Source organism: Coleofasciculus sp. H7-1 (assembly GCF_057473865.1).
This window is the reverse complement of the sequence record NZ_JBYCCT010000070.1, coordinates 66,661-88,026: the sequence shown is the minus strand read 5'-3', so window position 1 is coordinate 88,026 and position 21,366 is coordinate 66,661. Positions and strand designations below refer to the sequence as shown.

At 46.9% G+C, this 21,366-nt stretch carries 18 protein-coding genes and 1 pseudogene; 14 read left to right on the top strand and 5 right to left on the bottom strand.

Annotated features, from left to right (window positions below; all coding sequences use genetic code 11):
- Positions 1–114: IS1/IS1595 family N-terminal zinc-binding domain-containing protein (locus AC2VDX_RS19730; RefSeq protein ID WP_486928232.1), on the bottom strand; the 114-nt coding region annotated here is incomplete at its 3' end.
- A 102-nt stretch (positions 115–216) separates the two neighbouring features.
- On the opposite strand from AC2VDX_RS19730, the gene AC2VDX_RS19725 reads away from it, so the two are divergent.
- From AC2VDX_RS19725 to AC2VDX_RS19715, 3 genes are all read left to right on the top strand, one after another.
- Positions 217–354, top strand: a complete 138-nt coding sequence (locus tag AC2VDX_RS19725) for a hypothetical protein (RefSeq protein WP_486928231.1) — start codon at positions 217–219, stop codon at positions 352–354.
- Positions 354–1,127: a thioesterase II family protein gene (locus AC2VDX_RS19720; protein ID WP_378184697.1), complete on the top strand. Its 774-nt coding sequence runs from the start codon at positions 354–356 to the stop codon at positions 1,125–1,127. The genes AC2VDX_RS19725 and AC2VDX_RS19720 overlap by 1 nt, the downstream gene beginning before the upstream one ends.
- Before the next feature lie 215 nt (positions 1,128–1,342).
- Positions 1,343–2,629 carry a serine hydrolase domain-containing protein gene (locus AC2VDX_RS19715; protein ID WP_378184699.1) on the top strand — a complete coding sequence of 429 codons (1,287 nt, stop codon included), beginning with the start codon at positions 1,343–1,345 and terminating at the stop codon, positions 2,627–2,629.
- Between the two features lies 1 nt (position 2,630).
- On the opposite strand, the gene AC2VDX_RS19710 is transcribed toward AC2VDX_RS19715, so the two are convergent.
- The 4 genes from AC2VDX_RS19710 to AC2VDX_RS19695 all read right to left on the bottom strand — a co-directional run bounded on the left by AC2VDX_RS19710 (position 2,631) and on the right by AC2VDX_RS19695 (position 7,986).
- Positions 2,631–4,730, bottom strand: a complete 2,100-nt coding sequence (locus AC2VDX_RS19710) for an acylase (protein WP_378184701.1) — start codon at positions 4,728–4,730, stop codon at positions 2,631–2,633.
- A gap of 342 nt (positions 4,731–5,072) precedes the next feature.
- Positions 5,073–5,903, bottom strand: coding sequence for an ABC transporter ATP-binding protein (locus tag AC2VDX_RS19705; RefSeq protein ID WP_378184827.1), 831 nt, complete (start codon positions 5,901–5,903; stop codon positions 5,073–5,075).
- A gap of 8 nt (positions 5,904–5,911) precedes the next feature.
- Entirely contained in the window at positions 5,912–6,958 is a 1,047-nt protein-coding gene (locus tag AC2VDX_RS19700) for a FecCD family ABC transporter permease (RefSeq protein WP_378184703.1), read from the bottom strand.
- A complete protein-coding gene (locus tag AC2VDX_RS19695; protein WP_378184705.1) occupies positions 6,955–7,986 on the bottom strand; it encodes a FecCD family ABC transporter permease in 1,032 nt (343 codons plus the stop codon). Before AC2VDX_RS19695 ends, AC2VDX_RS19700 begins: the two co-directional genes overlap by 4 nt.
- Positions 7,987–8,094: 108 nt before the next feature.
- Between AC2VDX_RS19695 and AC2VDX_RS19690 the strand changes: the two genes are divergently transcribed.
- The 11 genes and pseudogenes from AC2VDX_RS19690 to AC2VDX_RS19640 all read left to right on the top strand — a co-directional run bounded on the left by AC2VDX_RS19690 (position 8,095) and on the right by AC2VDX_RS19640 (position 21,146).
- On the top strand, positions 8,095–8,265 hold the full coding sequence (locus AC2VDX_RS19690; RefSeq protein WP_378184707.1) for a hypothetical protein: 171 nt from the start codon (positions 8,095–8,097) through the stop codon (positions 8,263–8,265).
- A gap of 339 nt (positions 8,266–8,604) precedes the next feature.
- A complete protein-coding gene (locus AC2VDX_RS19685) occupies positions 8,605–9,009 on the top strand; it encodes a hypothetical protein (protein ID WP_378184709.1) in 405 nt (134 codons plus the stop codon).
- 6 nt (positions 9,010–9,015) lie between these two features.
- Positions 9,016–9,441: an HNH endonuclease gene (locus tag AC2VDX_RS19680; protein ID WP_378184711.1), complete on the top strand. Its 426-nt coding sequence runs from the start codon at positions 9,016–9,018 to the stop codon at positions 9,439–9,441.
- A 95-nt stretch (positions 9,442–9,536) separates the two neighbouring features.
- Positions 9,537–9,728 (top strand): annotated as a pseudogene (locus tag AC2VDX_RS19675) (dihydroxyacetone kinase subunit DhaK); the annotation flags it as partial.
- A gap of 95 nt (positions 9,729–9,823) precedes the next feature.
- Complete coding sequence (locus AC2VDX_RS19670) at positions 9,824–10,795, top strand: S66 peptidase family protein (RefSeq protein ID WP_378184829.1); 972 nt, start codon at positions 9,824–9,826, stop codon at positions 10,793–10,795.
- 604 nt (positions 10,796–11,399) lie between these two features.
- Complete coding sequence (locus tag AC2VDX_RS19665; RefSeq protein ID WP_378184713.1) at positions 11,400–11,540, top strand: hypothetical protein; 141 nt, start codon at positions 11,400–11,402, stop codon at positions 11,538–11,540.
- A gap of 189 nt (positions 11,541–11,729) precedes the next feature.
- Positions 11,730–13,256 (top strand): glycosyl hydrolase family 57, encoded by a 1,527-nt coding sequence (locus tag AC2VDX_RS19660; RefSeq protein ID WP_378184715.1) that lies wholly within the window; start codon positions 11,730–11,732, stop codon positions 13,254–13,256.
- Between the two features lie 328 nt (positions 13,257–13,584).
- On the top strand, positions 13,585–14,124 hold the full coding sequence (locus tag AC2VDX_RS19655) for a retropepsin-like aspartic protease family protein (RefSeq protein WP_378184717.1): 540 nt from the start codon (positions 13,585–13,587) through the stop codon (positions 14,122–14,124).
- A gap of 244 nt (positions 14,125–14,368) precedes the next feature.
- Complete coding sequence (locus tag AC2VDX_RS19650) at positions 14,369–17,575, top strand: hypothetical protein (protein WP_378184719.1); 3,207 nt, start codon at positions 14,369–14,371, stop codon at positions 17,573–17,575.
- 121 nt (positions 17,576–17,696) lie between these two features.
- A complete protein-coding gene (locus AC2VDX_RS19645; protein WP_378184721.1) occupies positions 17,697–19,337 on the top strand; it encodes an SWIM zinc finger family protein in 1,641 nt (546 codons plus the stop codon).
- 405 nt (positions 19,338–19,742) lie between these two features.
- A complete protein-coding gene (locus AC2VDX_RS19640) occupies positions 19,743–21,146 on the top strand; it encodes a reverse transcriptase family protein (protein ID WP_378184723.1) in 1,404 nt (467 codons plus the stop codon).
- The last annotated feature ends 220 nt before the right edge of the window (positions 21,147–21,366 follow it).

Here is a 21,366-nt window from a genome sequence, read left to right as displayed (position 1 = left end):
AGCTTGATAATCATCTATAAATTGTCTCTTACATCTGACACAGATATAATTCTGTTTGCCTTTTTTCTGACCATTTTTATTAATATGAGTTGACTGACATTCAGGGCATTGCATAATATTGCATCTTAATGAGTGTTTTTTTTGGCGCTCGCACGCTCGCTCGCTTTATCATACCCTAATTCAGCAACGCCGCAGCGTTTAGATACGACTTGGCTGGTGAAAAGGTATTCTATCGCAGAAGTTCAGTCGGCTCTAAATGATGCAGGCTTTGAGAAAGTGAGTGTTGACAATACAGAATCCGAGTTGGCACCACCCGATGGGGCTGGCATAGTCTACTTTGTGTGTCGGAAATAATGATGATAACCAGATCGAATGATGCCTGGATAATCTTTCCTAAGTCAAAGACCCAGGCAAGTCTGCGCCTGTTCTGTTTTCCTTATGCAGGTGGGGGGGCAAATACCTTTCGCGCCTGGCACGAGCATCTACCTGTGAGTGTCGAAGTTTGTGCTATCGAACTCCCCGGACGAGGAAAGCGGATTTGGGAAGCGCCATTTACTCAGGCTTTACCTCTGGTGCAGGCGATCGCTTGCGCCCTTTTGCCATACTTAGACAAGCCATTTGCTTTCTTCGGTCACAGCATGGGCGCACTCGTCAGCTTCGAGGTGGCTCGTCTACTCCGCAGAGAGTATGGAATAAGTCCAGCCCATCTGTTTGTATCCGGTCGCAGCGCCCCTCAAATCCCGCTAAAAGAGCCACCTATCCACGCCCTGCCAGAACCCGCTTTTATCGAGGAATTGCGTCGTCTTAACGGGACTCCCGAAGCGGTGCTAGAGAATGTCGAACTGATGGAACTGCTTCTCCCCATCCTGCGGGCAGATTTTGCCGTTCTCGAAACTTATGTTTATGCTACCGAGCCGCCGCTTCAGTGTCCCATCGCTGCTTTTGGTGGTTTGCAGGATGTCAAAGTCAGCGTTGAGCGTCTTGAGGCTTGGCGACAGCAGACAAGCGCTGACTTCTCGCTGCAAATGCTTCCCGGCGACCATTTCTTTGTGCAATCAGCTCAACCCCTGCTGCTTCAATTTCTTTCTAGAGAACTGGACTCAATCAGCAGAGGGGTTGGAAAGTAGGGGTAACGCCTCCTTTCCAGCCGCAGTTTGCGGTCTAGCGTCCAACCTTTGAAACGCTCCGCCTCAAATGATAGAAACGGCGAAAACAGCTTAATTACACTATCCCTCCGACGCATGACTTCAGGGAAGTGCATAAAAAATTGACAGCCAACCTATCAATCAAGTGAAAGCGCTTTTAACCAAAACGCCTAACCCAATCTGAGGAGCAACATCCCATGAAAGTCACGCGCCCTACAAAAGATGCCAAGAACTTTCCTTTTAACGGCAAGCGTTTGTCCTTGTCCCTCGTCGTTCTCGTCGGGAGCTTGGCGAATTTTTATGCTCCCATCAGCCGGATAGCTGTAGCTCAGAAGCCAATCGGAACCGGAGCTAGCCGAGTCGTCAGTGCTGATGAAGCCCGATACATCGAGTTGAGCCAGCAAGCTGAGGAAACAGACCATCAAGAAGCTAATCGTTTGCAGCCAACCAGCGCTGGCGTGTCAGGGCAAACTCAACAACAATCCGGTCGCATCGTCTCTAGCGGCAAAGCTTTTGACCCCACAAAGATGGAAAGCTACTTGAAACAAGAACTCACCAAAGAAGGAGCCGTTGGTTTTTCCTACGCCATTGTGCAGTCGGGACAGCTAGTAAAATCAGGCGCTCAAGGCTGGGCGCGGGCATCTTGGGAAGGTAAGCCATTAAACCCAGATCCCAATGCTCAAAAGCAGCCAAGCGTAATGCTAACTGCCACAAAAAGAATGACTGTTGCGAGTATTTCCAAGCCGATTACAGCCGTAGCGGTGATGAAATTAGTTGAACAGAAGAAGCTCTCGCTGGATGACAAATTTTATCCACTGATCAAAAATAAATTTCCTCTAGCTGGCAAAGGTGTTGAAAATGTCACCATTCGGCAACTTTTGACTCATACCAGTGGTTTGAAAGCAGGAGTTGGTTGCTCCAACTTGCCTGGTTTGCTGTCACAGGGAACATCAGGAAACAGTTATAACTACGAAAACTCTAATTTCTGTCTGTTGCGAGAAGTCATTGAGAAGGTTTCTGGTCAGAATTATGTGAACTACGTTCAGTCGGAAATTCTGAGCAAGATGACAATTGGTGATATGTCTTGCCAGCCGGATGTCAATAACCCCACGCTTTACTACAACACCAGCAAAACGTTAGGGAAGTTATGGGGAGACTATAGTGACACTTGTAGCGCCTATGGCTGGTATGCATCCGCCACAGACCTGGCAAAATTTCTCGCTTACATCCGTTACCACAAAGTCCTTTCAAAACCTACCACCGACCAAATGTTGAGCGAGGGATTAGGCTGGAAAAAAACCATAGGGACGCGAGGAACATACTACCAGCATGGCGGCGATTGGATCGCTTCTGAGAACAAAGGATTTACGGGTGTAATCATGCATTTTCCAGACAATATCGATGCTGTAGTCTTGGTGAACACACGAGGCGACTTCAACAAGACAACCTTACTGAAGAATGCCTATGAGGCGGCATTCAAGTAACTCAGAATACCTTGCGCTCATCCAAATGAGCAACGATATCCTGACGCGATCGCCATACCGGACGCAACTGATTACGGGCGGATAGCTGTAACTGATCGCTATTATGGGGCGATCGCGGTTGAGTTGCATTACCGTAGCTGATGAGTGCCATCGCCTTGACTGGGTTAGAAAACTCGACCGCAGCTATGTAGGAATCGCCCCCGACCGCTTGAAAGCGTCCATCTTTCGTCGGGGCGAAATTGAGAACGCGGAAGATGCCAAGGTCTCCGGAGCCACCATTGGCAGGCAGATCCACACCCTCAGAACGCAGCCGGAAAACTTCACCCCAGGCTACATCTAGGTCTTTATAAGCCGCCTCCACCTTTGCTGCTGCGGTAGAAAGCACCTTAACTGCGCTTTGCGGATCTGCCAAACCGTCGGGTGTGGTGCGCGGGGAATTCTCGTTCCAAGGGGTGCGAAATGCATCCTCAAAGTCCATCTCTTCCGCCCAGAAGGAAAAGAGTATCGCACCCCGGCTATCTGCATCCGCATTCCGATCCCAAGCTTGCAGGACATCAGCGGCTCGAAGCGCTAATTTATCTCCATACTGTCGTGCAGCCGGAATCAAGTCATCTAGGAGACGATCTGCCAGTTCCATGCGTGTCGAGTGCTTGTACTGAACCATTTCCTCGAAAGAAATCTGTTTATCCTCATCGAGCATTCTCGCAGAGCGTTGCGCTCGAAAATGCATGAAATGCGGTGCCATGTAGGGCGGGAAATCTGCTGGATTTAGCGCCACTGGGAAAGTCGTTGTCCAGGGTGGATCGTTGGTATTTTGTAACCAGCCGCTGGGTGGGTCAATTACGCGCGGTAAATCGCTGTAAGGATGAGTTTTCGTCCACAAGGTTGTAGAGGTGTCGCCAGGAATTATGCCTTCCCAGTATTCAAAGTCTCCAGATGTGCGAATTGGCACCTGACCGTTAAATAGGTGCATGATGTGCCCCTCGCGGTCTGCATACATCACGGTAAACATCGGAATCTGCAAGCGCTTCAGGGCAGCCTCAAATTCAGGCAGTTTGGTGGCACGCGCCATCGAGTACCATTGCTCTAACGCTCCGGGCTGCTCAAGCCCCACAACCCGCAATGCCAGGGCTTTTCCATCCTTATCTGCGACAACCGGCCCGTGAAGGGAACGTTGTACGATAAGTGATTCTGAGCGCAGATTGCCGTTATTTTGCTTCACCTTCAAGATTTTCTTTTCTGTCTCAAAGGCTTGAACTTTACCGTCGAAGTTGTAGCCGCCGTCTTTTAGTTGCAGTTCGTAGGCGTCCCACCCGTCATGGGTATTTACCGTGTGAGTCCAGCCGAGGTGATTGTTGAATGCGATCGCGAGTACCGGAAGTCCCACAAGTGTCGCCCCATAAGCGTCAATTCCGGGTGCGGTAATCTGGGCTTCGTACCAAACAAATAAATCTGACCAAGGTAGGTGGGGGTTTGCCAGTAGCATCGCGTTCCCGCTTGCAGAATGCTTAGGCGCGATCGCCCAACCATTAGAACCCATCGATTTGTTGTTATTGGCAAGGCTTTTAACGATCTGCGGATTTACAATAAATGTAAAATTCATCACCCGCTGTTCGTGAGCCAGAATATCCACTGGCTGGACTGGCAGCACCACCTTAACTTCATCATCAATCAGATCGGGATGTTCCTTCGCATAGGCATTGATTCCAGCGGCAAAGGCATCTAGATAACTGCGGAAAGCGGGACTCTGCGCTTCATACCACTCGCTGGCACGTTCGGGAATTCCCATTGTTTGTACCCATCGATCGGAGTTTAGGTACTCCTCTCCCCAGTATTGGGCACTTTGTCCCCGTGCCTGACCGTAGAGGCGCAACAGCAGGTTGCCATGACTTTGCATCTGCGCCCAGCCAAAGGCGCGAAATGCACTTCCTGCATCCTTGCCGTAGATATGCGGTACGCCGTAGGTGTCCCAGAGGATTTCAGTCGAGGAAGCCGGGAAGCTGAGACTTTGGCTCCCTATAAATAAAGTAAAGATGAAACCTAATATTAACGGTAAAATTCGGAAGGATTTTCTTTTAAAATACCCGATTTGAGCGCGCATACTACCCTTTTAAAACTGATTAATGAAAGGCAAATGATCTCTAATAAAAAACTACTGCACTAAAGTATTAAACATGACATTCTTGGCTAGTTTATAAGGAGGTGGGATTAATTATTGGTAGTAGTGGTTAGCGATAGCGTAACCCATGCAGGTGTTGGGTAACATACGTCAACCCAACCTACGAAATCTAATAAAAAACTACTGCACTAAAGTATTAAACATGACATTTTTGGCTAGTTTATAAGGAGGTGGGATTAATTATTGGTAGTAGTGGTTAGCGATAGCGTAACCCATGCAGGTGTTGGGTAACATACGTCAACCCAACCTACGAAATCTAAAGTTTCAAGTAGAAAAGCGATCGCCCTTCAAGGCAACCTCTTGGCTTATCTTCAGTTTCCGCCCCACAGGAATACACATCGGTGTCCCGGCTACAGGATCTTCCACAATGCGACAACCCAGCCCAAATACTTCGCGCACCATTGCTTCTGTCATTACCTGCATCGGGGTTCCGTGGGCATAAACGCAACCTTCTTTCACCGCTACTAGATAATCTGCATAGCGACAAGCCTGGTTCAAATCGTGCAACACCATCACCAGCGTTCGTCCTTGCGTCTGATTCAACTCCAAAAGCAAATCCAACACCTCGATTTGGTGCGCCAAATCTAAGAAAGTTGTGGGTTCATCTAAGAGTAAAATTTCTGTATCCTGAGCCAGCGCCATTGCAATCCAAGCGCGTTGTCGCTGTCCACCCGAAAGAGTATCTAGCGATCGCTCTGCCAATTCTGTCATCCCAGTTGTCGCCAACGCTAACGCGACCAACCGCTCATCTTCTTTTGACCACTGCTGCAACCAGTTCTGATAAGGATAACGCCCCAGCGCCACTAAATCTCGCACGGTTAACCCTTCCGGTGCCACTGGCCCTTGGGGAAGAATTCCCAGTTGCTTAGCGACCTCTTTTGTGGATAACTTGAACAAATCAGCCGCATCCAGATAAACCGTCCCGTTACGTGGCTTCAGCAATCTGGCTAAACCCCGCAGCAGTGTAGACTTACCGCAGCCGTTGGCACCCACTAAAGCCGTTATTTTCCCTTCGGGAATCGCTAAATCAAGGTTTTTGATAATTGGCACACCATCATAAGCCAAGGTGAGCCTGCGGGTGGAGAGTCGGTTCATCTTTGGGTTCATTGTTTGCGATTTTGCACCAACAGATAGATAAAATAAGGAGCGCCAATCACGGCTGTAATCACACCACAGGGAAGTTCAGTGGGAGCAAATAGCGATCGCCCTAGCAAATCAGCAACCACTACCATCATTGCCCCAATCGTTGCCGAGACAGGAATTAACCCCTCATGAGTTGAACCCACCAATTGACGAGCGATGTGCGGTGCCATTAACCCAACAAAACTAATCGTACCAGCCGTCGCCACTGCCGCACCCGTCAACGCGGTAGCGATCGCGAGTAACCAGCCGCGTTCCCATTCCACCGGGCTACCCAGCCCTTTGGCAACATCATCTCCCAAATTCAAAGCATTCAGCTGTCGCGCTTTCCCCAAAGCCAATGGCACCAACACCGCCAACCAGGGTGCAACAGACCATACCTCCTCCCAACTGCGACCGTAGACACTCCCCGCCAACCACACCAACGCCTGACTCACACGATTAATCTCACCGAATGTCACGATCAAGCTAGTCAAAGCGCCGATGACTGCGGCAATCCCGACACCAATCAAAATCAGGCGAACCGGAGAACTCCCCTTATCCCATGCCAAAAAGTAAATCAGGAAAGCTACAGCCAATGCTCCCCCAAAGGCAGACACCGGCAAGGCTGCAATCGGGACACTGGGAAACAAAACAATCAGACTAACAGCCGCCAGACTCGCACCCGCGTTAATCCCGATGATGCCTGGGTCAGCTAGGGGATTGCGGGTAATGCCTTGCAAGATCGTACCGGAAACCGCCAATGCCACTCCCACAAGCGCCGCGACTAAGGTTCTAGGCAGTCGCAGTGTATTGATAATGAAGGGATAGTCAGCGTTTCCTGTTTCCAGTCCTAGTAAGGTTTTGATGACCGATAGGATGGGAATCGGATATTCCCCGTAAGAAACACTGACAACCATCGCCGCCAGGGTAACGAAGAGCAGGATACTCAAGATAGTCGGGATACGCCGCTCGATCCGGAAGGATACCGGAAGCGCCCTAGAACGAACTACCAACCAGCTTTTGTTCATTTTTTCACCTTGAAGCGGGCAAGATAAACGAACAAGGGCGCACCCACGAAAGCAGTCATGACTCCGACTGGGAGTTCTTGCGGCTTAATCAGCAATCTGGCACCGATATCCGCTGCTAATAGTAAAATGGCTCCAAAAACCGCAGAATACGGCATAATCCAACGGTAATCGACGCCAACGAGCAAGCGGACAATGTGGGGAACGACTAAACCAATAAATCCAATCGGGCCAGCGGCGGCAACGGCACTGCCTGCCAGTAATATGACACTAAAAGCAGCGGCAACTTTTACCCATGCGGTTCGTTGACCTAAGCCTTTGGCGACATCTTCACCGAGATTCAAGGTGGTGATTTGTTTGCCGAGGGCGAAGGCAACGAAAAGTCCGAGGGTGATGTAGGGCAGCACTTGCCAGACAATCGTGAAGTCACGACCCGCAATCGATCCAGCCATCCAAAAGCGGATTTCGTCAAGCGTGCGTTGGCTAAGAATCAGGATGCCGGTTGTCAGTGAAGACAGGAAGGTGCTGATAGCTGCACCGGCGATGGTGAGGTTGAGTGGGGTGAGTCCACCACGACCTAAGGAACCGAGGAAATAGACAAGGATGGCAGCCGCACCGGCACCCAGAAAGGCATACCAAGCATAGAGACTCGGATCGGGTGTGCCGAAAGCAAATACGGCGATGACAACTGCCATTGCGGCACCTGCATTGATTCCCAGGATTCCGGGGTCAGCCAAGGGGTTGCGGGTGATGCCTTGCATAATCGCACCAGCGATCGCCATTGCAGCACCGACCAAGATAGCGATGAGCGATCGCGGTAGCCTGATCGTCAGAATAATCAGGTGATCCGCAGACCCATCAAATGCTGTCAGCGCTGCATAAATGGTGCTTGCGGAAATGTCGGCTGCACCATAGCCAATACTTACCCCCAGGCAAATTAGGAGAATCAGGAGGCTCAGAACTAAGCCGACAAGCAGAGAGGGTCGTGGCTGTATAAATCCTAAGACTTCCCCGATTAACCGATTTTTCACTATTTTCTGGATTGGTGCCAACTCTATCGATGCCTTCTACCTTGTGTTTATTGCTACAATTACAGCCCTAAATATACTGCCGTAACCGTCAAGCGCCTCGGAAGAACGATGACAAATCTTCGCCGCTCAACCATGAAACTAGAAATTACTTTAGACTTATTGCGATTATTTATCAATAGTTTTGCAAAAATTATCCTTGAATTGCCAGCAATACGAGGACTCTACGTTTCTACAACGGTAAACCCCAGATTCCGCAGGTTGCCTGGTGAGTCAAAGTAGCAGTCTGACAAAACACGAAAACATCACCGGAGCGGAATATCCCTGCATCACTTGCCTAGAACTAAGGCGAGTTGAGAAAAATAAGATGGCTGATTGATACTGAAGATACCAGAGTGCGATCGCCCATGAAAAAGCTAATCAACAACTCCGAGAGATGTTAGTTTACTTTTTTTGCAGAAAAACTAAACTTAGCAGTTGGCAAAGCTTTAAATGAATGTAAATCCCTAACTCTTGGTCTACTCAGCTCAAAGTATAATAAAGCAGTTCCAGAAAAAAGATAAAATACCACATTCTCAAAAAATATACCGTTAAAATATTTGTTAAAGCTAAGAACTAGATATGCTAGTTGAAACTGTTACACTTCAAATTCCAGAAATACTCTATCAGCGCTTGGTCAATACTGCTCGTGCAACTCAGCGCCCTCTTGAAGAAGTCATACTCCATGCTTTACAAACAGGTAGCCCTCCGGAATGGGATGATGTGCCAGAGGAGTTTCAAGCTGACCTTGCTGCTTTAGACAAACTGGATGAGAATACGCTATGGCAAATTGCCAATAGCGGCAAAACATCAGCAGAGATGGAGCGATACAATACCCTACTTGAGGGCAATTCTAGCGGTACATTGACAGAGGCGGAACGCTTAGAACTGATGGCACTGCGGCATGAAGCTGACCTTTTCATGTTAAAAAAAACTCAGGCAGCAGTATTACTCCGGTGGCGGGGACATCGCGTGCCAACCCCTTAAAATATCGTGTCTGCATACATACCTGAAAGTTTACGACATCAAATTGCCGAAACCGACCGTAGGCGTTGCTGCTATTGCTTGACAAGTGAAACTAATAGTGGAATTCCCATGACGCACGATCATATTCTGCCCGTTTCTAAAGGTGGGGAGACAAGCTTTGAGAATATTTGTTTAGCTTGTCGTTCCTGCAATGAATTCAAAGGTGATGCAACTGAGGCGATAGATCCTTTGACAGGTGAAACTGTGCCCCTTTTCAACCCACGCACGCAAATATGGTCTGACCATTTTGCCTGGAGTTCTGACAGCGCCAGGGTTGAAGGTCTTATTGTGATTGGTCGGGCTACAATTGTGCGTTTGCGAATGAATAACACAGTTATCATTGCCGCTAGGAGGCGTTGGGCAGTTAGTGGTTGGCATCCTCCGACTGGCTAATCTCGAACAAAAGCTAATTTAATAAGCTTAAAAAAAACGACATGAAAAAAATCATCAACAACTCCGATAATGTAGTGCGCGAAAGCCTGGAAGGAATGGCAGAACTCGCGCACTCAGAGGGCATTCAGGTACTCAATATCTTGATTGATGATGATGTCGTCAAAGATAGCCGTTATACTCAAGGGCGTTGGGGTGTCGGTACGACGGTACTCGCTGAAAAAATCTGCGGTGCTGCTGCCCAACAAGGTTACGATCTCAAGCAGGTTGCCAACCTCTGTCGCCAAGTTAAATGATTCTCATTAGCCAATAGTTATTCGTTAATCGTCAGTTGCCATCCATTATTAATCGCCGCCAGTTTCTTAAAACCGTTGTGCTTTCCGCGATCGCAACTGAATTGCCACAGATTGCGATCGCCAATCCATTTTTAAAAACCACCTTAAAACCACCCCGCCTCAAAGTCGGCGATACGGTGGGATTAATTAATCCCGCGAGTCCCATTGACCCGAAAGACATTGCACAAGTACAGCAAACCCTGGCAAGTTTGGGGTTAAAGGTGAAATTAGGGAAGCATCTTCTCGATCGTTATGGTTATTTGGCAGGAAGCGATCGCGATCGCGCATCTGATGTAAACGCCATGTTTGCCGATGCTGCTGTAAAAGCGATTGTTGCTGTGCGTGGCGGTTGGGGTTGCAATCGGATTTTGCCACTCTTGAATTATCCTCTCATCCAAGCTTCTCCCAAAATTCTCATCGGTTACAGCGATATTACTTCGCTGCTGTTAGCAATTTATGCCAAAAGTGGCGTTGTCACCTTTCATGGTCCCGTCGGCACATCCACTTGGAATCCGTTTACTGTAGATTATGTTAAACGCATTCTATTTAATGGGGAAGCCGTGACAATGCAAAATCCCCCGAATGCTGGCGTTAAAGTGGAAATGATTACTCCTGGAAAGGCTAGGGGAAAATTAGTCGGTGGCAATTTATCAGTGCTGGCGGCAATGGTGGGGTCATCTTATCTGCCAGATTGGAAACAAAGTATCTTATTTGTAGAAGAAATTGGGGAGGAAGTTTACCGGATAGACCGGATGCTGACTCAGCTAAAATTAGCTGGTATTCTAGACCAAATTTCTGGGTTTCTTTTTGGGCAATGTACCGATTGCCATCCCAAAGATAATCAGCCTTCCTTAACTTTATCGCAAGTATTGAGAGAACACATTCAACCTTTAAAAATTCCAGCTTGGTATGGTTCGCCAATCGGTCACATTAAAGATAAATTTACTTTGCCAGTCGGCGTGCAAGTAGAAATTGATGCCAATCAGAATACAATTCGGATGTTAGAATCGGCTGTTAAATGAGTCGTATTGGGTTCAGATTATTCAGTCCGCCACTGAAGTGGTAGCCTAATAGCTCAAGTCCACTTTAATCTAATGGCACTAACTTAAGCTTAACCTAACCCGCAGCTCCCTCCTGAAATAAATCGTTGAAATAGGTTTGAGCAGTAAAGCCGGAATTTATTTCAGGTATCTTAATACCAATTCACTATTTTGATGCCACATTTGCGTTCCCCCAACCTCCGCGAAGCGATCGCCGCTATAGCGAAGATAGCAAACGCTAACGCTAGTAAAAAGGGGGCAATAGACGTATTTGTGGCAGACATAAAGTGAAATGGTATAAGTCAGTGCCATTCCACCTTAATAGCCTTAAAATTATAAAATTAATTCCCAGTCCTATGCAAGAGGACTTTCGCTATTAGCCAGGAATTTAAATCCCTGGCGGGGGAAGAGGACTGATGCAAAATCTCAGTTAAAACTCAGGAATAGTTCTTACATTAAATTCGTTTTCACAAAATAAGAGCTATTAGCCAGAGGTTTAACCCCTTAGCGGGATGCAATTTTTGAATTACTTAGTAATAATAGAGAATAAAGCTAACTCACAACCCCTTTATCTACCAGGTAAATTATGGCAAGTGCAAATGACCGCAAGAAGCGAATTATGGAGCATTTATCCCGGAGTTCGGGGGAGTTTATCAAGGCATCTCCTCAAAACTCAGAGGAACGGAAGCAGCGAATTTCCGATCATGTTCGCCGCACCAAAGGTTAAAGCAATCTGAAAGCGATCGCCTGTGGCATCGCTTCACTTACCGCGCGTTATCTTAGTGCGATTTTTGGATAGTTTTTGGTACTGTAAATGGTTGATGTGACTATTTACACTACCAGAAACAATGGAATTATTTTACCAATATTTTATATAATAATTAAATAAATTCATCTAATATTAGAGTAATCTGTAATGCTTTCCTCATCTCCTAAAACGACGCTTCCCGTTTTATCCGAAGTAATTGATGGATTGCCTAACATTTCCGGATGGGAAAAAGAAGTTAGTGCTGTCGTCAACCAGGATAACCCTGTATTTTTACCTACCACGAATATTCGGTTAGAAGAAGTAACGGCTGGATTTGCGATCGCGCTTCATATGCACCAGCCTACCATCCCCGCTGGCGCAAATGGCGAAATCATCAGCAACCTGCAATATATGTTTGAGCATCCCTACGAAGGAGACAACCATAATGCAGGGCCATTTGCCTATTGTTATAGCCGCATGGCGGATTTTATTCCCGAACTGGTTGCTAATGGTTGTAATCCTCGCGTCATGTTAGATTTCTCCGGCAATCTCTTCTGGGGACTGCGGCAAATGGGACGAGGAGACATCTTAGAAAATCTCAAGCGCATCACCTGTAACCCCACTTACCAGCCTTATCTAGAATGGCTGGGGACGATGTGGAGTCATGCTGTCGTTCCTTCTACGCCGATTCCAGATATCAAGTTACATATTCAAGCATGGCAACATCATTTTGCTGCCATTTTTGGATGGGATGCACTGGCGCGAGTGAAGGGATTTTCTCCTCCTGAAATGCACCTTCCCAATCACCCAGATACGCTGTTTGAATTTGTAAAAGCGCTGAAAGAATGTGGATACCGTTGGGTACTGGTTCAAGAGCATTCTGTTGAAACTATAACTGGTCAATCTTTGCCATATAAGCATTTGCCTCACCGCCTGATTGCCCGAAATTCTCACGGCGAAACTATCAGTATTACGGCACTGATTAAGACTCAAGGTTCTGATACAAAATTAGTGGCGCAAATGCAGCCTTATTATGAAGCTAAAACCCTATCTCGGCAGCAATTAGGTAAAGTTTCAGTACCACCCATCGTTACCCAGATTGGAGATGGTGAAAATGGCGGCGTGATGATGAATGAATTTCCTAGCGCCTTCAACCAAGCCTGGTATCAAATGGCAAATCAAGGCGGAGGAAAAACAGGCGTTGTAGGAATGACAGGTACAGAATACTTGGAACTAATAGAAGCCGCAGGTTGCACGCCTGAAGATTATCCAACTTGTCAAGCAATTGGTCAACACCAAATTTGGGAGCGAGTAACCGCCGAAAATTGTACCCCAGAAGCGGTTGCCAATGCGATTGCACAATTGAAGCAGATTAATCCAAACTTTCACATGGATGGCGCTTCTTGGACGAATCACCTGAGTTGGGTGAAGGGATATGAAAATGTCTTGACTCCGATGAATAAACTCAGTGCTTTGTTTCACAATAAAATCGATCGATTGCTCCAAGGGGAAGCAGAATCAAGCCAGAGTTTTTCTGGGGAATCTGTTACCCAACAATCCAGCTATCGCGAGGCACTGATGAATAATCTTTTGCTTCAAACAAGCTGTTTTCGTTACTGGGGACAAGGAGTTTGGACTGACTATGCTCGTGAAATATACCGACGGGGTGAAACAATTCTTCGGGATACTTTCTAAGGCGAGAGTTTGTGCTGGCTGGTGCCAAGGTGGAGAGATCCTTTAACCCTCTTCAAAAGGCTACGGTGTACATACAGGTCGGCAGACCTCTCCCCAAACCCCTCTTTGATGTGGAGTTGCAGAATCAAGCCTCTAGCGATTAGTAGAGACAAGGGTTATCGCGTCTTTACCTGGGAGTCGGACTAGAATAGCACACGCAGGCGATCGCCCTCGACAAAAGCACTTGCCGTAAGCCAGATTTATAACATCATTCAGCAGCCATCATAAACTAATAAATTGAGCAATAATCAATCTGCTGGGCGCTCAATTCATGAGACAGGAAAGCAAGATGCAACGATTTCTAACCGTGGTAGTTTCTCTCACTGGGCTGGTTTCCTACGCAGTCGTAGCGGGGGTGCCAGAGGCGGCTAAGGCTCAGGATGCGGCTTGCTTCATGGTGGCACCGGGGGGCAGAACGATAGACTTGGGGAGTCTCTGCGGCACCGATTCGGCGAACAAACGAGTCTTTCAAGCCAGAATCAAACGTCGAGCCGGTGGCACACCCGTCATTGATGTAACGTTTAATGGCGGGCAGACTTTTGAGATGATTGTAGACACGGGGGCTAGCGGCACGATGATTACCCGCCAGATGGCATCAGCTTTGCGTGTGGTGCCGGTGAAGACTGTCAAGGCAGATACTGCGAGTGCGGTGGGAGTCGAGTTTCCCGTCGGCTATGTGCAATCGATTGGCGTGGATGGTGCTGTCGCCAACAAAGTGCTAGTTGCGATCGCTGGTCCAGAACAAGATATGGGATTGTTAGGACACGACTTCTTTGGCAATTACGATGTCACGATTAAACGCGATGTCGTCGAGTTCCACCGTCGCTAATGTTGGGCGGTGAGGCGGAATTTTGGGGGAGAATTGCTCTTTCGGCACGTTGATAGTAGCGATCGCTTAAAAATAGCTTATTCCCCCAACCCTACCAGGGAAGGGGGTTAGGGGGTTAGGTTTTGTATTTGAGTCAACCGAGAACCGCTATAAACAGCATTGACGAGTTGTCCAAACAAGGCGATCGCTTTTGGCAATTATCTAACATTTATACTATTTACACAGCAAGTCTTGAGACACTCGTATGGAACTCATCAAACGGACTACGCTTCTCTATCAAGCCGGGAGTTCAGATAAAGTCTACGAAGTCGATCTCTGCAAGATAGGTGAAAACCGCTATCTAGTCAACTTCCGCTATGGACGACGCGGTACAACTCTCAAAGAAGGTACAAAGACGGTTCAGGCTGTACCCTTAGCGGAAGCGCAGCGAGTGTTCGATAAGCTGGTTGACTCCCAAATTCAGAAAGGCTATCGGGATGTCACCTCTGGGGCAACTAGCGAGGCGACTGCACCCGCACCAGTCCAAACTGCAAGTAATGTAAGTGTACCAGTCACCAGCGACCCACGCCACCAAGCCATCCTCAACCGTTTGGCGAACCGGAATAATAGAAAATGGCCTCTGGAACGGGCGATTTGGCGGGCTGGCGAACTTAAAATTAGAGAAGCTACGCCGTTGTTAATTCAACTGATTGGCACGGGCGAACCTTTGAGAGATTACTGTATAGCTTGGGCGTTGGGTTGGTGTGGGGATGAGAGTGCAATTCCCTTCGTCAGAGAACTTTCCCAGTATAAATCTGTTGCTGAATTCGTCCGCCGCATCGCTTGGGAAGCCCTATTTAAATTATCAGATCAACAGACACAAGAGCAGATGCGTTCTGAGAAGATAGAACAACTGCCCTCTGAGTTGCGCGATTTAGCCCGAAATGGAACTAAAGAAGCATTTGCAACAGCACTTCGCGATTATTTAAATAGTAGCGACTACAGGCATTTTGCCGTCCTTGATACTATCTATCAAATTGATAATGAGTCTGTGCGTCCAGCACTACTCGATATTTTATGCGAAGCACCTTTTAAATCTAATTACTTCCAGCGAATTCGCCATATTTTTAAAATGTCTGAGTATCGCCATGATGCAGAAGTTTTTGGCATTCTTGCTTACGCTTTTGAGAAAGAAGCCGGGACATTTAATAATAAACGTACAGGTTGGCAATGGGACTCGGTGAGGCGTAAATATTATAGTACCGGGAAACGTCATTACACTGAAGAACTCAAGAGTCCGCAGTCAAATAAAGCTTACAGCGAACAAACTCGTGACTATTTGCGGCGACGAGTTTGGCGAACTCTCAAAGCTTTGGGTGAAGAAAGCGATTCTAACTATATAAATTTAGCAGTTAGCATTCTCCTTCAGTATTCAGATGATGACGCTCAACCAGCCAAGCAGTCAACTTTCAGGAGATGGAACGGACAACGCAGTTCCTACGAAAGCTTTACTAGAGATTGGGATACTTATGCTAGCTATTTGATTTTTAATCATATTCTCTACGAAAATAGTCCCCGCTACGTCCATCATCCCAAAGCTTGGTATTCACGGGAGGGTTACAAACGCGGAGATCCAGAACCGAAAGTAAGAGAAGAGGCGTTTCCCGAACTTTGGCAACAAAACCCAGCAGGACTTGTTGAGTTACTAATAGAAAGTGATTGCCGTCCGGTGCATCATTTTGCAGTTAAAGCATTGCGCGCGAATAAAGAATTTTGCGATCGCCTTGACATAGACAAATTAATCAGATTTCTCAATAAATCCTACGAAGTAACCGCCGAACTCGGTTTTTTACTCGCACGCGATCGCTACAACCCCGCCCAACCCAACAGCGAATTAGTTCTGGCTATTGCCAATTGCGTATTACAAGAAGCGCGTACACAAGCTTACCGTTGGATTGAACAGCAAAGAGAATACTTCTTTCAATCTAGCGACTTTATTGCCGGTTTAGCGACCAGTCAACAAGCTGATACTCGTGCTTTTGCGCGAAGGTTATTAAGTTCATCAATTTTAAGCGATACAACCGCCAGGGTATTGATTGGAAGAATTATTGCAGAGTTGCTGGCGTTATCGGTAGATCCCCCCCAATCCCCCCTAAAAAAGGGGGGGCTAGGTTCCCCTCCTTATCAAGGGGGGCTAGGGGAAATCGTAAGAGAAATTGGTGAAACTTTGCTGATTAGTTTTACGCCGCAACTGCGTAATTTGGGGTTTGGTGTCATTCTCGATCTGCTAAGACATCCAATGCCAGAAATTCAAGAATTAGGCGCAAGAATACTGCTGAATCACGAAACCCGTGCAGTTGATCTACCGCCAGATTTAATTGAATCGCTTCTTGCCTCTCCTTATGAGTTGGTGCGGGGTATTGGTGTGAGGATTTTTGGACAATTGCCCGATGAGAAACTAATGAGCGATCGCATCCTCATCGTCGCAATGGCAATTAATGCTGTCGCTGATATCCGCAACGCAATTCGTCCGGTGATTCGGCGTTTAGCAACCAATCAACCCAATTTTAGCGCTGAGTTAGCAGCCGATTTTATCGAAGTCTTAATTACGCCAGAAAGATACGAAGGCGTCCACAAAGATTTATTGGGTTTGTTGCGAGAAGACATTCCCGGATGGATGTCTAATATCAGCAAAGAACGCGCGATGCAGCTACTTCGCGCTAAATCTTCAGCCGCGCAAGAATTGGGCGGTTTGGTATTGAGAGAAAATAGCGATCGCTTCCTCCCTGAATTTGAGACAAGCGAGATTGTCAAACTTGCCAATCATGAAATTATCTCAGTTCGGGAAGCAGCGAGAGAAATGTTCTTGCGAAATTTAAACCGCATCCGCACTGACTCTCAAGAAATGTTATCAGCAGTGCGATTACTAGAGTCAAAATGGGAGGATTCGCAGGAATTTGCATCTAGAATTTTTAGCACAGATTTCACCAATGAAGATTGGACACCAGAGGTAATGGTTAGCGTCTGTGATAGCATTCGCGAAGATGTCCGTTCTTTTGGACGCGATTTAGTTACGCGCAATTTTAAAGAAGATTATGGACAAGAATACCTGCTCAAATTCAGTGAACATCCCTCTACCGATATGCAGATGTTTGCGACTAATTATTTGGAAAGCCATGCGGTAAATAATTCCGAACGGTTGCGAGAACTAACGCCCTACTTTATCAGCGTATTGTCCGGTGTCAATCGTGGAAGAGTTGCCAAGAAGCGCATCTTTGCTTTTCTAGATGCTGAGGCGCAAAAAAACGAAGAATCTGCACAAATTGTCGCTGAAATTCTCACAAGGCAATCTGCCACGATGGCAATTGGCGATAAAGCCACAGCGATTCAGATAATGCTGAAAATTCAAAAGGTTTATCCTCAGATATCCTTACCCATTCAGGTAAAACCTGTTTCAGAAGTAAGAAATTAGTGGGTTAGCAACAACACCCGCCAGGGAATTAATTCCCTGGCTAATAGCTAAAATCGGTTTTAACCGATTAATAATAATTCAGCTTTTTAGCCACAATTAATCATCAATAACTAACAAACATATGGAATTTAACTACAGCTACAACGGAAGTACGGAAGTAAGCGATCGCGGTTCCAATACCCAGATGTCTTTCTCTCCCGATACCAAGCGCGAACCGACTTACTTTATCGGAGAATTGCGTCAAAATGTCGCGTTTCGGGAAGCGATTAGCGCCTTACATGATGTTGTCGTCTCCGATATGCGGTTTAAACCAAAAGACAAAACTGCCTATAAAGAATGGGCAGCAAAACAGCAGGATCTTGACTGGCAACTTATCGCCGCGCAACGCCAAGAAGTTGCGAATAAAATTAAGCCGTTGCAAGACGAACTTAATCAATTAAATCAACATAGTTACCAACGACGGGAATCTTTCTACAAGGCACAACGCCGCTATTTTGATTACATTTATCAAAAAGATCGCGATGCTTGGTTTGTTCTCGATCCGGTGATTACAGTTCATCCCGATGAAGTATTTTTTGAATGTTTCAGTCAGGATGAATCCAGTTATGGGCGTCTGGGTGCCAGCTACGAGGTTTTTAAAAATATCAACGATTTTGCTTGCGGTACGACTAATATTGATTACTCAGCGGCACTTTACGATGAGTTTCAAAAAATTCGCAGTTACAAGAATACCAGATTTGAAATAGATCCTTCCGGTTTTGAAGTTCAAACCACTCACGAAGAGACTTTTAAAGAAGTCAAAATCGATTTACCCGACAGTTGGGTAAGAGGATTTTTGCAAGTTAGTTCGGCGATGTCTTTACCAGCAACGCAAGTTGATTTGCATCCGATGGACATCTACAATATGTGCTTTGTGCTGCGTCGCCACAAGGAGAAGCAAGGGCCTCGCAGTATGCGCTACCATCTTAAACCGGGGGAACCTGTGCGGGTGACATTCGATCCGTGGGGAATTGAGGTGGTTTGTGCGCGATCGCTCTACACTGGATCGCAAGAACAACAAATCCGCGTTTGGGGACGCCGCCGCCTCCACATCCTCGAACGCCTCATCCCCGTCGCCAAAAAGTTTACCGTTCACCTCCTCGGTACGGGTATGCCTTCCTTCTATGTCGCAGACTTAGGCGATATGTCCTTTACCCTCGGTTTATCGGGATGGACAGCCAACGACTGGGCGCAATCTGGTAACTTTGACTTGATGGCACCCCGCGCCGATATCGACAAATGGACGCAGCAACAAATTTTCGAGGCGCTGAAGAAGAATTGGGTAGAAAGTCCCGATTCGCTTGCGGAACGTCTTGGTTTAAACCGCGCCGTAGTTCTCGGTGCTTTAAGTGCTTATACGCAAGCCGGACGTGCGATTTATGACTTGAATAAGCAAGTTTATCGAGTGCGAGAACTGACGCGAGAACCTTTGCCGATGGAACGGCTGCGCTTTGCCAACGAGCGAGAAGAGAAGGCAACCCGTTTCTTGATTTACAATGCAGCGCAAGTAACATCCGTCACCAGCGATGCAACAAGAGCGTTTACTCTGCAAGGCAACGTCAAAGATAAGGAAAGAAATTATAATCCTTCCTTGACAGTTGACGCAGATGAGCGTATAATATCCGCAGAATGTAATTGCAATTGGCATCAACAGAATAAGCTGTACAAAGGTCCTTGCGAACACATTCTGGCGTTGCGGATGCAACACGCTCGTCAGTATTGACGAATTACGCGCACCTAATCAGTTGGGAAACAGCCTTGCAATCCGGACGGTGGATCGCCGTCCTTGCGTTTAGCCTAGCCATGCACCACTAGCCTGCTCTTAACTGTGCGGTCATTCGGTAGGGTACCCCTTCCCGGTTTAACTTCCCTGAAGTGTAAGAGGGGTACCCTACCGAGACCGCTTGAGTTGAGCAATCTAGTCCTGAGGGATTTACGAAGGGGCAACCAACTGATAGCGGTGCGTAATTTTTTTATATTCTCTCGTTCCCAGTCAGATGCTGGGAATGCTTTTTTGGAGGCTCCAGCCTCCATTACTTCTAGGTTTCAGGGATTATTGCCCGATTGCCATTCAGTACGTATGTACTATAATTTTCAAAATGGCATCGCTACTTCAACCCCAACAAATATGTCCGATCAGCCTCGTACCCGCCAGGAACTCTACGATCGCATCCGACAAACGGGCAAAGAGGAATTTATCCTCGAAGAGATGATACGTTATGGGTTCTGGCCTGCACAAGGCGAGATACCGCAAGATCCAGCCGATGAAATTCGGCGGATGGGTGAGATTCGGCGAGAACTGGAGCAACTGCGACAGGATAGTTCGCGCCTTCACAACGAAAAGGAACTTCGCGCTTCAGCACTTAAGCAACGGCTAGCCGAGTCGCGGCGAAAGCGACAGGAGACGAAGGAACGGCGGGAACGGGAAAGGCAAGAACGAGCGGAAGATTGGCGGCAAAGAAAAGAGCGAGAAATCCTTTATCTTAGTGAGGATGTCTCAGGTGGACTCAACTACACTGAGTGCGATGAGGAAAGGTTGCGAAGTTATGGATTACCTTTGTGCGGTACACCCTACGAAATTGCCGCTGCAATGGGAATTACGGTGGGACAATTGCGCTTTCTCGCTTTTTCCCGCAAGACTTCGACAATATCTCACTATATCCGCTTCAAGATTCCTAAAAAAACGGGTGGAGAAAGGCTGATTTCCGCACCAATGCCACGCTTGAAGCAGGCCCAGCATTGGATTTTGGGTAATATTTTGGAAAAGCTGGAACTTCACGATGCAGCTCATGGTTTTAGACGCGATCGCTCTATCGTCAGCAACGCTCAACCTCATGTAAAGCGTGATGTAATTATCAATTTTGACTTGAAAGACTTTTTTCCCTCCATTTCCTATCAGCGAGTGAAAGGTCTTTTTCGGTCATTTGGTTATTCGGAAGCTGCGGCAACAATTTTTGGGTTGCTGTGTACCCAACCGGATATCGAGGAGGTTGAATTAGACGGTAAAACTTACTATGTGGCTCTTACAGAACGCCACTTGCCGCAAGGTTCACCCGCTTCTCCAGCCATTACTAATCGAATGTGCCGCCGCTTAGATCGCCGCCTTACCCAAATGGCTGAACAATTAGGTTTTGTTTATACCCGCTATGCTGACGATTTGACTTTTTCCGCTTCTGGTGACAGTCTCCGCCATATCTGCAATATTCTCAAACGCACCCAGTCAATTGTGACTCACGAAGGGTTTGCGATTAACGAACTGAAGACTAGAATATTGCGGAAAAATCGGCAACAGGAAGTAACTGGAGTTGTCGTCAACAATAAACCCAATATTTCTAAAAAAGAGCTAAAACGCTTCCGCGCCACTTTGTTTCAAATTGAAAAAGATGGTTTAGAAGGTAAGCATTGGGGAAATTCTACTGATGTGATGGCTTCGATTCAGGGTTATGCCAATTTTGTCACTATGGTTAATCCCGAAAAAGGCACCCAATTTCAAGAGCAAATTCGACGAATTCGAGATAAATACAGACGTTAGGTTTCTGCATGAGTGTTTTTAACGCAAAGGTAGCGCTGTCGCGCCGCTTCGCTAACGCAAAGTTAGTAGGTTGGGTTGAGGCAACGAAACCCAACTCTATTAAGCATTTGTTGGGTTTCGTCGCTCAACACAACCTACAAATTTTGATTTTGTTGGAGTTTCAAAAATATGCAATCTTCTCCATAAAAAATCCGAAATTTTCATCTCTACTCTTGTAGTT